Annotated in this window: 17 protein-coding genes; 11 read left to right on the top strand and 6 right to left on the bottom strand. The window is 63.0% G+C overall.

The window, feature by feature from the left end:
- Nucleotides 1–85: 85 nt before the first annotated feature.
- Nucleotides 86–295: a hypothetical protein gene (locus tag DXA43_RS09530; RefSeq protein ID WP_117806997.1), complete on the bottom strand. Its 210-nt coding sequence runs from the start codon at nucleotides 293–295 to the stop codon at nucleotides 86–88.
- Between the two features lie 582 nt (nucleotides 296–877).
- Between DXA43_RS09530 and DXA43_RS09535 the strand changes: the two genes are divergently transcribed.
- The 4 genes from DXA43_RS09535 (at nucleotide 878) to DXA43_RS09550 (ending at nucleotide 3,934) form a co-directional block, all read left to right on the top strand.
- Complete coding sequence (locus DXA43_RS09535; protein WP_117806998.1) at nucleotides 878–2,134, top strand: tyrosine-type recombinase/integrase; 1,257 nt, start codon at nucleotides 878–880, stop codon at nucleotides 2,132–2,134.
- Nucleotides 2,135–2,188: 54 nt separating this feature from the next.
- A complete protein-coding gene (locus DXA43_RS09540; RefSeq protein ID WP_117806999.1) occupies nucleotides 2,189–2,533 on the top strand; it encodes a type II toxin-antitoxin system RelE/ParE family toxin in 345 nt (114 codons plus the stop codon).
- Nucleotides 2,526–2,798 (top strand): helix-turn-helix domain-containing protein, encoded by a 273-nt coding sequence (locus DXA43_RS09545; RefSeq protein WP_117807000.1) that lies wholly within the window; start codon nucleotides 2,526–2,528, stop codon nucleotides 2,796–2,798. The genes DXA43_RS09540 and DXA43_RS09545 overlap by 8 nt, the downstream gene beginning before the upstream one ends.
- A gap of 68 nt (nucleotides 2,799–2,866) precedes the next feature.
- A complete protein-coding gene (locus tag DXA43_RS09550) occupies nucleotides 2,867–3,934 on the top strand; it encodes a hypothetical protein (protein ID WP_158564985.1) in 1,068 nt (355 codons plus the stop codon).
- A gap of 324 nt (nucleotides 3,935–4,258) precedes the next feature.
- Here the strand turns inward: DXA43_RS09550 and DXA43_RS09555 are convergent, their stop codons facing one another.
- Together DXA43_RS09555 and DXA43_RS09560 are read right to left on the bottom strand one after the other, a co-directional pair.
- Nucleotides 4,259–4,576 (bottom strand): hypothetical protein, encoded by a 318-nt coding sequence (locus tag DXA43_RS09555; RefSeq protein WP_117807002.1) that lies wholly within the window; start codon nucleotides 4,574–4,576, stop codon nucleotides 4,259–4,261.
- 110 nt (nucleotides 4,577–4,686) lie between these two features.
- Nucleotides 4,687–5,277, bottom strand: a complete 591-nt coding sequence (locus tag DXA43_RS09560; protein ID WP_117807003.1) for a helix-turn-helix transcriptional regulator — start codon at nucleotides 5,275–5,277, stop codon at nucleotides 4,687–4,689.
- Nucleotides 5,278–5,464: 187 nt separating this feature from the next.
- Here DXA43_RS09560 and DXA43_RS09565 point away from each other — a divergent pair, with 187 nt between their 5' ends.
- The 7 genes from DXA43_RS09565 to DXA43_RS09595 all read left to right on the top strand — a co-directional run bounded on the left by DXA43_RS09565 (nucleotide 5,465) and on the right by DXA43_RS09595 (nucleotide 11,243).
- Nucleotides 5,465–5,896, top strand: coding sequence for a hypothetical protein (locus DXA43_RS09565; RefSeq protein WP_117807004.1), 432 nt, complete (start codon nucleotides 5,465–5,467; stop codon nucleotides 5,894–5,896).
- A gap of 85 nt (nucleotides 5,897–5,981) precedes the next feature.
- Nucleotides 5,982–6,593 (top strand): hypothetical protein, encoded by a 612-nt coding sequence (locus DXA43_RS09570; protein WP_117807005.1) that lies wholly within the window; start codon nucleotides 5,982–5,984, stop codon nucleotides 6,591–6,593.
- A 263-nt stretch (nucleotides 6,594–6,856) separates the two neighbouring features.
- Nucleotides 6,857–7,459 (top strand): hypothetical protein, encoded by a 603-nt coding sequence (locus DXA43_RS09575; RefSeq protein WP_117807006.1) that lies wholly within the window; start codon nucleotides 6,857–6,859, stop codon nucleotides 7,457–7,459.
- A gap of 292 nt (nucleotides 7,460–7,751) precedes the next feature.
- Nucleotides 7,752–8,252 carry an RNA polymerase sigma factor gene (locus DXA43_RS09580; protein WP_117807007.1) on the top strand — a complete coding sequence of 167 codons (501 nt, stop codon included), beginning with the start codon at nucleotides 7,752–7,754 and terminating at the stop codon, nucleotides 8,250–8,252.
- On the top strand, nucleotides 8,249–9,040 hold the full coding sequence (locus DXA43_RS09585) for a hypothetical protein (protein ID WP_117807008.1): 792 nt from the start codon (nucleotides 8,249–8,251) through the stop codon (nucleotides 9,038–9,040). Before DXA43_RS09580 ends, DXA43_RS09585 begins: the two co-directional genes overlap by 4 nt.
- A gap of 30 nt (nucleotides 9,041–9,070) precedes the next feature.
- Nucleotides 9,071–9,985: an ABC transporter ATP-binding protein gene (locus tag DXA43_RS09590; protein ID WP_117807009.1), complete on the top strand. Its 915-nt coding sequence runs from the start codon at nucleotides 9,071–9,073 to the stop codon at nucleotides 9,983–9,985.
- On the top strand, nucleotides 9,978–11,243 hold the full coding sequence (locus tag DXA43_RS09595) for an ABC transporter permease subunit (RefSeq protein ID WP_117807010.1): 1,266 nt from the start codon (nucleotides 9,978–9,980) through the stop codon (nucleotides 11,241–11,243). The genes DXA43_RS09590 and DXA43_RS09595 overlap by 8 nt, the downstream gene beginning before the upstream one ends.
- A 216-nt stretch (nucleotides 11,244–11,459) precedes the next feature.
- Here the strand turns inward: DXA43_RS09595 and DXA43_RS09600 are convergent, their stop codons facing one another.
- The 3 genes from DXA43_RS09600 to DXA43_RS10295 form a co-directional block, all read right to left on the bottom strand.
- Nucleotides 11,460–12,602: a DUF1648 domain-containing protein gene (locus DXA43_RS09600; protein ID WP_117807013.1), complete on the bottom strand. Its 1,143-nt coding sequence runs from the start codon at nucleotides 12,600–12,602 to the stop codon at nucleotides 11,460–11,462.
- 5 nt (nucleotides 12,603–12,607) lie between these two features.
- Nucleotides 12,608–13,129 (bottom strand): GntR family transcriptional regulator, encoded by a 522-nt coding sequence (locus tag DXA43_RS09605; RefSeq protein WP_117807011.1) that lies wholly within the window; start codon nucleotides 13,127–13,129, stop codon nucleotides 12,608–12,610.
- Nucleotides 13,130–13,192: 63 nt separating this feature from the next.
- On the bottom strand, nucleotides 13,193–14,339 hold a 1,147-nt coding region (locus tag DXA43_RS10295; RefSeq protein WP_158564986.1), incomplete at its 5' end, for a hypothetical protein.

The following is a 14,339-nucleotide window of genomic DNA, read 5'->3' on the forward strand; positions in this document are numbered from 1 at the left end:
TCGCCATCGAAATTTATCGATGGCCTATTTCAGACTGTAATGGGCGGTGTGCTTCACGGCGTCCGCCCCTGATAATCGAGTTTTCTTATTTATGGTTCTGCTGCGCCCCGAGCACATCGAGCGGCGTAAGCGCCTGAATAGCGCGCTCTTTTCCAAAGATTGCCGAGCACACGAGCGTTCCCGACATAACCAGGCAAACCGCGAGCGCGATTCCAAAGGCCCAGAATGCGAAGAGGTGGCCAAAGTTGATCGGCTGCTGCAGCATAAACGTGAAGAACGACGTGGCAAGACCCATAAAGACGCAGGGCACATTGGAGCAGATCGAGACAAACCAAAACCGTCCCGGCAGAAAATCTCAATCTGTAACAGTTACTCGGCAAAATCCATCCCTCGTGTTACAGATTTAGACAAACGGGGGCCGGCTGCCGGAAAATCTCGATCTGTAACATCTAGCCGTCCAAATCGGGTCTACGCGTTACAGATCGAGATTTTGTTTGAGAGGTTGAAAACCGTGCCGAAAACATGGTCGTCAGATAACAAAAAAGCTCGCCGGCTAGGCCGACGAGCTGCAAGTTCTTGGTCGCGGGGGCAGGATTTGAACCTACGACCTCCGGGTTATGAGAACACCCTATTAGTGACCAGATTGTTTCATTTTTCCCTATTTCCGCAGGTCATAAGCCTGTCAAAAAAACCTGATACCCATGATGTTTCAGATTGTTTCAGCATTTTCGCCCATAATTTGCCCAAATTTGCCCAAAACAGTACGTTTCTGTACTGTGACCGAAGACGGAAAAGAAGACCGTATCAGACACTTGACAAGGGGTGTCTCGAACGGCGGTCTTCTTTCCCATGAAGACGAGAAGGGAAAGGGCAGACGATGTCAGGAAGAAGCTCATTATCCGGCATAGGATCAATCGAAAAGGCGGGCAAGAAGAACACGTGGCGCATCAGGGTCTCGCTCGGCAAGGACCCCGTGACGGGCAAGTACAGGAAGTCGCCCAGCCGCACCGTCCACGGCACCAAGTCGGAGGCGGCCAAGGCGCTGATGGAGTACCGCGCCGAGCTCATGGACCCCTCCGCCATAAAGCCGAGCGACATAACCGTCGGGGACTACGCCGCCCGGTTCCACGAGGAGCGCGAGCACGAGTTCAGGAGCCCGCTCGCGTGGAACAGGGAGTCCTACGAGATCAAGTGGATATCCTCGTTCTTCGGGGCGTACCGCCTGCAGGACCTCGACACCTTCACCTTGAGGAACGCCTACTCCAGGATGCGCAAGGAGGGCGCGACCGAGAGCAGGCTGCACCGTGTCCACCAGAAGCTCTCCCAGATCATGAACCAGGCGGTCGACGACGGACTCATCGCCAAGAACCCCTGCTCCCCCATATCCATCCCCCGGCCGAAGCCCAAGGAGAGGCACAGCCTCACGGTCGACGAGGCGCAGAGGCTCAACTCCATCATCCTCGGGCTCCCGGCGAGCGCCCCGCACTGCGCGGTGCTGCTCGCCCTGCACACGAGCATGAGGCGCGGGGAGGTGCTCGGCCTCACATGGGAGCACGTCCACTTCGACAAGCGCAAGCTCTACGTGGCGCAGCAGTACGCGTGCGACAAGGTCCCGCGAGATCCCAAAAGCAGGAAGAGCAAGCGCTGGATATCCCTCGACAGCGAGATCGTCGCGTACCTAGAGGAGTGGAAGCGGACGCAGAGGATCGAGCTCGAGAACAGGAAGCGCAGGCTCGACCGCGAGGACACCGACGCGATAGCGATCCTGCAGACCGAGAAGAGCCCCGTCGTCACCAACGTCTACGGGGGATACTACGACCCCAACATCTTCGGGAGGTGGTTCCGCGAGTTCTGCGTGGAGAACGGCTTCGGCGAGCAGGGGCGCGCGATCAGGTACGTTGACTCGCGCGGAATCCCCCGAATCAAGAGGACGGGCTACGAGGGCCTGAAGTTCCACGAGCTCCGGCACACCCAGGCGACGCTCCTTATAAGCAACGGGGCGGACATCAAGACCGTGCAGAACAGGCTCGGCCACAGCACCGCGGCGCTCACCATGGACATCTACGCGCACGCCATCGAGCAGAACGACCGTGAGGCGGCCGACGAGATCGGCGAGCTGCTGGGCGGCGAGTAATCCCGTGGCGATTGCCAACAATTATCATATTTGATAAGATTTGAAGGAGCCTTGATGTACGAGGTCAACTACTACGAGGACGCCAGGGGCAGGCGCCCCGTCGAGGAGTTCATCGACGGCCTGACCGCGAAGATGAGGGCGAAGGTCTTCGGAAGGCTCGAGCTGCTGGAGGAGCACGGTCCCGCCCTGGGGATGCCGTTCTCCAGGCATCTCGACGACGGGATATTCGAGCTGAGAACCGTGCAGGGAAGCGACATCACGAGGGTCCTCTACTTCTTCATCGCCGGAGGGGAGATCGTGCTCACTCACGGCTTCGTCAAGAAGACGCAGAAGACCCCCGCGAGGGAGATCGAGCGGGCGAAGAGGATGCGCGAGGACTGGAGGTCGAGAAATGAGTGATTTCAGGAAGCACCTGGAGAGGTCCCTCCAGGACGAAGAGTTCGCACGGGAATGGGAGGAGCAGTCCGCAGAACGCGACGTGATGCGCCAGATCGTGGAGGCGAGGATGGAAGAGGGGCTCACCCAGCAGGAGCTCGCCGAGCGCTGCGGGATGAAGGCCTCCAACCTCTGCCGGCTCGAGAACGGCAACGGCAACCCTTCCGTGGCGACCCTCGAGAAGATAGCGCGAGGCCTAGGCAGGAGATTGGAGATTAGCTTCGTATGAAAACAAGCTCCAACTCCATGCAGATCGAAGACAGCTGCAGCCTCCTTCTTTTCGCCGAAGAAGGCCGAATGTTCAGCATGCTCGTCGATCACGCCGAGCGGTTTCCAGAAGCATCCCCGTATCTTATGCTGACAATACTGCCCTTCTGCGCCATCACCGTCCATGACGGGGTCATATTCGCGAGAAAGTATTTTGGCAGCAGCCTTCCCTCCGACACCGAAGATATAAACAGGCTAAGGAACAGGACCAAATCTCTGTCCGCGGACGGCTTGTCCTTCAAAGATTACTCCGACGAGACCGCCACCGTTGTCGCCGAGCTCAGCTCGCTCATGAAAAATCACACCGGGCTGCTCGGCCCGATCCTAAATGCGATTCAGCCTGAAACCTCAATCGTGTATTACGACGGCCTTCCAATCCTAACGTCCTACGTTCATGCCCGTTACGTTGAGAAAAAGCACGGAGCAGGATCCCCCTTGCTCAACGAGGAAGAGAACCGCCAGATCGGTTTCGACATAGGCAAGGCCGCAGCGGTCAACTGCGTAGTGGCAAAATTAACCGGCTTAATAGCCGAAAGCTGCAAGGCGGAGGAGTTCAACGCTGTAAGCAGGGATTTGCACTTCCCCAGATTGCTTGCGCCGCTCGCAAGCAAAGGGGTACGGAATGAGGCGTGCTTCTTCATGCTGTCGGAACTGCTGACGCAAATCAACTCCGTAGAGGCCCTCCACAGATCCGGATTCTTCAGCGACCTTCTTTACCTAAAATTCCAGAGCGCGGCGCTGCTGACGGCCGTACGCAGCATGAAGAGCTTCGTTAACACAGCAATGTCGTCACCTGCCGAGTTCGGCTGCACCGCGGACAGCATCAAGCTGTTGTCCTCAACAATCCCAAGAAAAACGAGGAAGGCGATCGAGAAGACGGCTGATCTGAGAAACGCTTTCGTGCATTACGACTTCCCCACCCTCGTCGGCAAAAAAGGATGCAATGGCGAGCCTCCTTTGGCAATACTGGAAAAAGGAATCCAGAAAACAGTTGGATCCTCAATAGAAGAGTACTATGCCATGCTGCAGGATTCGGCGGCGCGCCTATCAAGTAATATAGCCGAGGCCATCGAGCTGCCCTCACCGACAAATCGGTAAGGCGGAAGAGCCTTTCCTTGCGCACAGCAAGAAGACATGCCGACGCATGCGCACGAGAGCGGAAATGCCCGCAGGTTTCGGCGCCGGGCCAGAATCCTGTTGATATTCCATGCCTGCCGGGCCCCTCCTCGCAGTTTTCCGGCAGGCTCCGCTAGCGAATAAATTAATGCTCATCAAAGATTAGCTTTCAGGCAAGGCCTCTACTTCTTCTCTTATCGGGGAGCGTTCGGTAAAGAAAATCGCTGACGACAAGCAGCAGAACCCACCCAGAAACGGTCGAGCCGCGTAAACCCAAGGCTGCGACATCGCGTTCAAAAAAAGCCATTATGGTCGAGTAGGAGATCCCCCTTTGGAAACAAACCAGTCGCCGTGCTCCCACCACAGGTTGCGTTGCCTTCCCCTCACCGTCACAACGACGTGAACGCACAGATTGCCGAATATCTCGCGCCCGAACTCCCTACGGGATGAGGATGCCCGAATCTCCCAGGTCCCCAGGGATGGCGCGGACACCTTTTTGGGGATGATGCCAGGGGGATAAACCCTCTCGAACCCGTCCCCGTCGAAAGTCTTCACATAGATGCGGTCCTGCTCCTTCGGGATGCCGCAGGTGCCCGCCAGGGATTTCCTTTTCTGGATCGGCATTGCTCACTCTCCTATATAATACGAACATTTGTTCTCATTATAGCGAAGTGGCATTCCAAATATCATTTAAACAACCCGTTCCATGGTCAAGGAAAACTCTGGGGCAAGCGCTAAACGAAATCATCGCCTCGCACACCTTCCGCAAAAAAGTCCTCTCGCCTTCCCTCGAGGCTGGCAATGATGCGGTAGCACTCCACGTACGTGTCGTCGCCCGCCGCGTTCTCCGGGAAGTACTCGGAAAGGATGGAGGCTAGCGATTCCTCCAGCTTTTCCAGAAAATCTAGCTGCGTTTCGAAGGGAAGAGCCCTGAGTTGCTCTTTCGAGATCCCATGGAACCCAAGGAGCCTGCTTAGGTACTCTTTTGCAGTCGTGTCCCTGACCTCCTCGCCGACATAGGGAAACTTTTCCGAAGAGAGCATCGACAGCCATCGCTCTTCCTCCTCTTCGCCGATGCCCTCCCGTTTGGCGAGAACGTCGTATTTTCCGACCAGGAACCTAGGGCTGACATCGAGCCGTCTCGCGATATCCTCCACAAGCCACCTCTTCATCCGCTTGGTCTCATTCAAGGACCTCCGAAGTCCCCGCTCGTCCACCCCGCATTCCTCGGCGATCTCCTTGATGGTCTTTCCCTTTTCCTTGAGGGTCCTGACGAACCTCTTCTTGTAGATGTCGTCTTCCCATTCAACCGGCTTGTATGCCATGATTCCCCCTAAGCGGTAAAAATTTTTCGTTTATCCTATCGAAAGCGGCAATAATTTTTGCAACAATGATTGCAGACAGGGGGCCTCCGGTCAACTGGAGAAGAAGGAATTTGTTGCCGCCTCGCCAGCTGGAACCGGCTCGCCCCGCAGCTTCAGCCACAGCCCTGGAAACACGGAAAGGAACGCCATGAGCAACTCGTTCACCGATATCAAGTCGACTTTGACGCCCGCCGCCGTAAAGGCCGCCGGGGAAATCCCGGAAACACTCGAAAACGTATTCAAAGCAGGCATCGAAAGCAACAAGGAAGCCTCGCTCGAGCGCTTCAAGACCTGCGAGAAAAACGCCGAGGTCTACCGCGCGATGCTAAAGGACGACAGCTACACCTTTGATCAAAAGAAGGAGATCAGAGGCTGGCTCAAAGAGGAGGAAGCCGAAATGGGGTCCATCGACGAGAAGCGACACGAGCGCGATCAGGAAACCCTCGGCATCCTCGTCACTCTGGGGGCCGCAACAGTCGTGATCGTTGCCTACATCGTCGACCCGCCAGCTGCAAAAAAGGTCACGAAAAGGATCGCCGGATGCTTCCCGAGGATGTTCAAGGGACGCAAAGCCGCCTAGGCCATCCCCGCTCGCGAAAAACCAAGGCCCTCTTACGCGCGGCATATCCGCGCATCCCAATCCGCCCCCATGAAAGGAGTCCCGCATGGACCAGCCAGCAAGCACGTTCCCAGAGCCAGGAACCAAAATCATCTACCGGGAGGCGATCGAGGCCTACGACGCCCTGGAGAGGCACGCGATTGGGCTCGTCTACAACGAGCTTTTCTCTCCATGCGCAGGAGCATACGATCTCCTGCAGGCGATCGACGGAGCAGCCGAGAAATACGGGGTTTCCGACGCAGCGGAGATTTCCGCGCTTCGCGGCGCACTGCGGGCATTCTCCTGCGAGCGGACATCCCTCGCGAACGGAGTCGACGGGGAACGGTTTCGCCTCATGCAGAGCCCGGAGAAGCTCGATGCTTTCGACAGGACGCACATCTTCGAAGTCGGGGTCGACGGCCGGAAACTGATCGGGGACATCAAGGCGGCGATCTCCCTCATCCGCAACGAGGCAGAGCTGTTCGACGAGTACGCCGACGTCTTCTCGCGCAAGCCGACCGCGAGCTGCCGTATCGTCAGAAAGAGGAGGCGGAACGAGAAAGACAAGGCGGACGCATGGTTCGCAAGGGCCATGACCGTCGCGATGTGCTGTCTGACGGTTGTCTGCTCCCTCCACTCTGTCGGGGAGATCATCACGATCGCCCATCTCCTCGGCTAGGCGGGCGTCCGCTCGATTCCCGTATCTAGCCCTCTCGACACGTCCCGTCCGCCGCGGTCCTCGAGGCCCTAGGATCGCCCCGAACCCCGCGCGCGTCAACGGCGCGAAAAACCTTCCGTGCGAAAGACCCGTCGACCAAACGCCCGGAAGCTCAGGGCCCTCGCGGGTTTTCGCTTCCCTCCGCTGACGCCCCCGGGAACCGGGGCGCCTCCCAAGCCACGAGGCCAGCCAAAGGGGCGGGCCGAAAGCCGAAAGGGGCCGTCATGGGAAACCGAGCCGTTATCACCACCGCCGACAGGAAGATCGGAATATACCTGCATTGGAACGGGGGACGCGACACCGTCGAGCCGCTGCTTCGGTATTGCGAGCTCAAAGGCTACCGCGCGCCGAGCTCGGACGACTACGGATGGGCGAGGCTCTGCCAGGTCGTCGGCAACTTCTTCGGAGGCACGCTGAGCGTGGGCATCATGCCCTACTCCGACGACAAGCATATGAGTCCCGGGGACAACGGGATCTACGTCATCGAAGGATGGAGGATCGCCGACCGGATCCTCCCTTGCGAAGGATTCGTCGAGCAGGGCTCGCACGACTTCGACGGCATGCTCCGGGCCTTCGACGGGGCGATGCCCGAAGGCGAGCGGCTCGGAGACCTCCTCGACGCCGAGGAGATTCCCGCCTCGGAGCTCGAAATCGGAGACGAGGTCTGGGTGAGCGACTTCGACGGGCGATGGGAGCACTACCCCGTGGTGGCCCGCTCCGAAAAAGGCACGCCGCTCGTCGCCCGATACGACCACGACGGAGACTGGGGTTGGAACCCGAACAACAGGATCGAGTCCGACACCGCCCTCATCGTCCCGAGGGAGTAGGCGGAAACGCGGAGGGGCCGCCCCGCCGGCGGCTCCCTCCGCGTCGTCCTCACGATCGCGATCGCGCCGGGGCTGCGCGCCCCGGGCCCCGGCAGGAGGCAGGCCACCTGCACCCGTCCGCCGTTTCGGGATATGGGAGGGTCCCGAAACGGTCGCTTCGTAAGCCTTGCCCTTCCGCTTCCCGAAGGCGCGGGGCATTCGCACGGCGGACGCTACCTCTATTTTTTTAAACTGCCGTGCTCGTTACGGAGCCCTAAAACGTTATACAAGGTGAAGGCGAAAGGAGGAGAGCTTGTCTTTCGAAAGAAATGGGCTAGGCGAAGAAGAGGCGCGACGCATCGTCGAGGAGCATTACGAGAGCGTGCTGGCGTACTGCAGACGCCATGCCCCCTCTGGCGAAGATGCCTACGATGCGGCCCAGGAGACGTTCCTGAGGTTCGTCAGGAGCCTGCCGAAATACCGGGATCGGGGCAAGCCCCTCGCCTTCCTTCTGACCATCGCCCGAAACGTCTGCGCGGATTCCTACCGCAAACGCGGAAGGCTATGGGAGCCGCTCGACGAGGAGACGCCCGCCCCCGACGACCACGGGACGGACCCCGTGCGCGACGCGCTCCGAGCTCTTTCCCGCGAACAGCAGGAAGTGCTCGAGCTGCGCTACGACCAAGGGCTTCAGGTTCAGGAAGTCGCGCGCGTGCTCGGCGTGAGCCGCTTCGCGGCGGGCAGGAGAATAGCCGCCGCGCTAGAGACTTTGAAAGCGGAGCTTGAAGATGACGGGAAAGGGATGACGCCATGAGAAAAGATGGAATAGCCGCGCTGGAAAACGCCCTGCGCGAACACTACCGAAGCGAGAGGAAGGTCGAGCCTCTTGCGGCGGACCGCAAGAGAAAGGCGGCGGACCTTGCGGCGCTGGCCGCATCGGAGCGCCCTTATCGACACGACGGCATCCCAGGGCTCGCCTGGGCGGCGATCGGATCCACGCCGCCCGCGTTCTGGGTCCCCGCAATGGCGGTCGTCGCATTGGCGGTTGCGCTCGCCCTGCTCGGCACCCGCGCGCACGAGGCCGAAGCCGTGCTGGTCGCATCGGGCCCGGCCCTTGCCGCCGCAAGCCTGGCCGGCGTCGTCCGCGCCCGCTCGAACCGCATGCAGGAGCTGGAGGCATCGTGCCTGCACAATTCCGCCTCCGTCGCGTTCTCGCGGCTCATGGCTTTCTCGATATCGAGCCTTCTCGCCCTCGCCGTCGCCTGCGTCGCATCCGCGCGCATCATCCCCGCCTCGAGCTCGGCGGCGTTCTCCCTCGCCCCCTTCCTGCTCTCGGCGGCGGGAGGGCTCATGCTCGCGAGGAAGGTCCCGAGCGCCGACGCCGCAATTGCGGCCGTCGCCTGGCCGGCAGGCGTATTCGCCCTCTGCATCCTGTTGAAGGTCGCTGCTCCGGAAGCGTACTGCACGGCAGCAGTCTGGATATGGGCGGTCGCCGCCTCGGCAGGCGCCCTTTGGCTCGTACGGGAAGCCCTCTGCTGGATGCGGCTATCGGCCGAGGGGGGCTGCGAGACGGCGATGCCCGCGCCTTCCTCCGTCTTCTGACAACCCACCCTACGACGAACAGGAGCTCTCATGGAATTGAGGTTCGATAGGATCACCAAAGAATACGGCAGCAAGATCGCCGTGGACCGCGTGAGCGCGAAGCTCGGGCCGGGCGTGCACGGGCTGCTCGGCGCGAACGGCGCCGGCAAGACGACGCTCATGCGCATGGCGTGCGGCGTGCTGCGCCCCACCTCCGGCGAGGTGCTCTTCGACGGCGCGCCCGTCGAGCGGATGGGCGGGGACTACCGGGCGATCCTGGGGTACCTGCCCCAGGACTTCGGCTACTACCCTGAGTTCGCTGCGCTCGACTTCATGGAGTACATGGCCGCGTTGAAGGGTCTGGGGCGCCGCGAGGCGAGGGAGCGCTCGCTCGAGCTGCTCTCCGCCGTGGGGCTTGAGGGCGAGGAACGCCGACGGATCCGCACGTTCTCGGGCGGCATGAAGCAGCGGCTCGGCATCGCGCAGGCGATGATCAACGATCCCGAGGTGCTCGTCCTCGACGAGCCGACCGCCGGGCTCGACCCGAAGGAGCGCGTGCGCTTCCGCAACCTCATCGCCGGCTTCGCCCGCGACAAGGCGGTGCTGCTCTCCACGCACATCGTCTCGGATGTGGAGAGCATCGCCGACCGCATCCTCGTCATGAGGGCGGGCGCCATCGCCATGGAGGGGGCGCCCGCCGAGCTGGTCGCCCGCGCGAAGGGCAAGGTCTGGGAGGCCGAGGTCGCCGCCTCCGAGGCGGAGCGCCTCTCGGAGCGCCTCGCGGTTGCGAACGCGCACTATCTCGGAAACGGCGCCGCGATCCTGCGCTACGTCGCCGACGCCCCCGAGATCCCCGGCTCGGCGCCCGCCGCACCCACCCTCGAGGACCTCTACCTCTACGTGTTCCGCGACGAGGCGTCGGCGCCCGCCGGCAGCTTCGAGGGGAAGGGAGGCCGCCATGCGTAGCCTCGTATGGTTCGAGCTCAAGAAGATGCTCTCGCGTCGCATAGCGATTGCCATGAACGTCGGCGTGCTCGTGCTTCTGGCGGGCGTCATGGCCCTCAACGTGGCGCAGACGAAGACCGAGAACGCGGCGGGGGAGGTGCTCTCGGGGACCGACGCGATCGCCTACGCCAAGGCGGAGCGCGAGGCACACGCCGGCGCCATCACGCCCGAGCAGGCCGCCGCCGACATCGCCGCCTACCAAGACGAGGTGTTTTCGCAAATCGACGCCGACGCGGTGCTCCAGATGACGGGATCGGCCGTCTACAGCCTCATGCTCGAGACCTACGGGCAGGAGGGGACCGCCGCGCTCTACGACCCGTACTGGACGACCCTGCTCAACCCCTGGCGAGCGCCTGGGCAGGAGCCCGCGCAGACCGCCGCGCTCGTCACGCCCGAGATGGCGGCGGACTGGTACGGGGCGGTCGCGCAGATGACCCAGGACGCCCTCGACGAGGGGCAGGGCGGCATGTGGGAGTACTCGGACGCCGAGCGCGCCTACTGGACCGGAATGCAGGCGTCGGTTGCCGAGCCGATCGAGTACGGCTACGTTGGCGGCTGGGGCAACATCGTCGACTGCGTGGCCTTCCTCTCCTTCGCGATCCTCGCCGTGTGCGTGACGCTCGCGCCCGTCTTCTCGTTCGAATACCAGTCGGGCGCCGACGCGGTGGTGCTCTCGGCGCGACACGGGCGCGGCCGCCTCGTCGCCGCCAAGGTGCTTGCGTCGCTTCTCTGGGCAACCGTCTACTTCGCGGCCTGCGCCGCCGTCGTGATCGGGGTCTCGCTGGCGTTCTACGGAGCGGACGGCTTCTGGCTCTCCGTCCAGAACATCTCGCTGTCCTCGCCGTACCCGATTTCCGCAGGGCAGGCCGCGCTCATATCGGTCGGGCTGATGTACGCGGTGTGCATCGGGTTCGCGTGCCTCACGCTCGCGCTCTCCTCGCGCACCCGCTCGACGCTGTCCGTCTTCGTCGTCGACGTGGTGCTGATCCTGCTCACCGGGCTCGTGCCCTCGGCGGGCGTGGGCGTCATCGAGCGCGTGCTCGCGCTCTTCCCGACCTGCTTCTCGAACTTCAACATGCTGTTCGCGGCGCTCGAGTCGTACTCGCTGGGCCCGTTCGTGGTCGACCTCGTCGGGATGGTGGCTGCCGTCTACGTCCTCCTTGCGCTCGTGGCGGCCCCGATCTCGATCGCGTCGTTCAGGATGCATCAGGTATCCTAGTCCAGCCTATCAAGCGGCGGATAAAAAACCGGGCGATGCGATCGGCTCGCATCGCCCGGTTCAGCTCCTTTCGCACCTTGCACCGGGGCTGCTCGTCCCGGACCCGCGGCAGGAGGCATGCCCCCTGCACCCGTCCGCCATTTCGGGATTCGGCGGAGTCCCGAAACGGTCGCTTCGGAAGCCTTGCCTTTCTTCTTGCTGAAACCGACTTCGGCATCACACGAGGAAAGCCACGACTGCGATGAAGCCAGCGGTGATCGCAGCTCCTCCCAAGATGAAAGCCCATGCAGCCGGTCGCGCGAGGTTCATCGTCCAACCGAATCCGAATCTCTCCGGGAGGAACAGGCTCGCGTCATCGCGGTTGAAGTAGAACACCCCGAGTTTCCAGCGAACATCGTCGTCGACAAGCAGGTCTCCATCCTCCTGCATTCGCTTGAACACCCGCGAGCCGGCCTGGCCGTATACGAGGGAGAGCGCGATGCTGCCGACCACCACCGGCACGCAGAGGACGATGACCGCCACCGCGGCCTGCGCCAGCTCGATGAACCCCGCCGACGACAGAAGGAACAGCACGCCCACCCCGCCGCTCAGAAGGATTCCTGTCGCAAGAAGGAAGATGCTCTGCGCACGGGCGAACAGCCCGTAAGCAAGGGCGGACGTGGCCGGCGAATCGGGGTTCGACGGGCGCTTCGAGCGGAGGATCATCCAGTGGCAGAACGCGAAGCACGCCGCCATGAAGAGCTCGAAGACCACGGGAAAGCCGATCGCGCTTCCAATCGACTTAGGCTCCCATCTGTCGACGTTGCCCGCGAAGTCCGCGTGCATGGGAAGCATGTCGGGCATCTGCGGATAGAGCGCCAAGCCGAGCGCGACGGTCCCGAGGATGACGGGAATATACAGAAGGCTCCATGCGAGGGGAATCGCCCGAGGGATGTCGTCTTCGGCGACAACGGCTGCCGTCTGGCAGCGCACCGCCGCCCATCCCCGCTCTTCCTTTATCGCCACGACCCTGCGCCGATTGAACAGCATGAGGACGAAGGAGGCTGCGACGGGAACGAGAACCGCAGCGCTCTCGAGGGCGATGCCGGCGAAGAGGGCCCCAGACTCTGGCTCCTCAGAGCCTCGGACGATCAGAGCGCCCGCCACGATGGCGGCGACGGTCGCGACGACGGTCAAGACGACCATGGACGTCGCGTAGCGTTTCTTAAGACCGACCAGCGCGGGGTCCCTTTGCCCCGATGGCGGAACCGTGACGGCGAAGCACTCGTTTCGCGGCATGAGGTACGGCGTAAAGGACAGAAGCATCCCGAACGCAAGCGTTATCGACGCGAACATGCCAATCGTCGCGCTGGCAATCATTGAAATCACACCCCTTCCTTGGACGGCTGAAGCCTCGAGATATCACCCGCACGGCTTCCTTCCTCCGCCTTGAGACGACGGCCTTCCTCATCCAGCCCGAGCACGCTTACATCCCGACGCGTACCGGAGATGCCTGGGTCGGAAAACGCGCGGCCGGCCTGGAGGCGCGCCTCCTCGAGGAACGCCTCTTCGGTGCCGCCCTGCGCGCAATGCTCGAGGGCGAGCCGGTAGAGCTCGGAGGCGATCCGCTCGGCCCCGGCAGCCTTGCGCTCGGCGCTGGCGGCCTGCTGGTAGTCCGCCACGACGGCCCCCGACCGGCCGCGCATGAGCAGGTACCCCTCGTCGCGCAGCACGGCGTACGCCTTGTTCACGGTGTGCAAGTTGATCCCCAGGTCGCTCGCGAGGGCGCGCACGCTGGGCAGGCGGTCGGCCGGCCGCAGCTCGCCGCGCGCGATGGCGGCGACGATCTGGTCGCGCACCTGGAGGTAGACGGGCTCGGACGACATCTGGTCTATGCGAAGGATCATGACGGCTCCTTCCGTTGCTGTTCTATCTGCTATAGGGTAAGTATATCGTTTGCGCGCATCCTGCTAGCGGTCCTGCAGAGAAACGCGCGATGCCGCCTTCCAGGCGAGCACGGAAAGCGCGGCCATCGCCATCGAGGCCGCGATACCCGCGCAGGGACCCGCCAGCAGAGTCGCCCCGCCCCCCGCGAAAGACGCGGCGACGCCCGCCCCGACGCAGATGGCCACGTTGGCGGACCTCTTCACCGGCTCGTAGGCGCTCGCCCAGTCGAAGCGGGGCCGCCTCGCGTCGAGCAGCACGCCCAGGCACGAGGCGAGAAGCCCGCACGAGACGGGCGCGGCGACCATCAAGGCGGCATCCGCAGGCCCGCCTGCGAGCGACAAGGAAGCTATCACCCCTGCCACGAGCGATGCCGGAACGGCGACGAGCAGGTTCGCCGCGACCTTCGACCGGACGATTGCCGCAGAAGGCACCGGCGCCGTCTGCGCGACCCACCGGGCGCTCCCCTCGAGGGAGACGGACGAGGCGGACAACGGCGTCATGGCCACGCAGAGCCCGAGAACCCAGGGGAACGCGGCAGAGACGAGCCCCGCCAGCGCATCGTGGTCGACACCGGGCACGTTGGCCGCCGAGGCGAGGGCCTGAGGCCCGGCGACAGCCGCGGAAACGGCAGCGAGCAGAGCGAGAGCCGGGCCGACGGCGGTGTTCATGAGGTAGGTCGGCGTGGCCACCCAAAGCCGAAGCTCCTTGGCCACCATCGCATGGAGCGGATGCCGGGCCTTGCCCGATTCCGCAGCAGCCGAGACCCGCGCGCCTCCCGCCGCAAGAAGCGAGTTCAAGGGAACAAGGAACCTCGCCAGCACGGCGACCATCGCAGCGCCGGCGGCGACGGAGGACGCCGCAAAGAGAGCGAGCGCGGCGACGTCCCCCCGAATCGCGCCGGATGCCCATGCCGCGGGGGGCCACGCCGACCCCACCGCCGCCTCGATCCGTCCTCCGAGGGGGAAGAGAAGCTCGGGGTCGTCGAAGCGAAGCGAGCTAGACCCTCCCGTGAAGGCCATCACGGCCACGACGATCGCGACCGCGGCGACCAGTCCGGCGACACCGAGGGCCCGGTTGGCGTTCGGCACGCGCGACGCCGCCCAGGCGACGAGGAACGAGAGGGCGACCGCCGCCGCCACGGGGACGGCCGGCGCGAGCGCCAGCGCCACG

The organism is Collinsella sp. OF02-10, assembly GCF_003463445.1.
Taxonomy (GTDB): domain Bacteria; phylum Actinomycetota; class Coriobacteriia; order Coriobacteriales; family Coriobacteriaceae; genus Collinsella.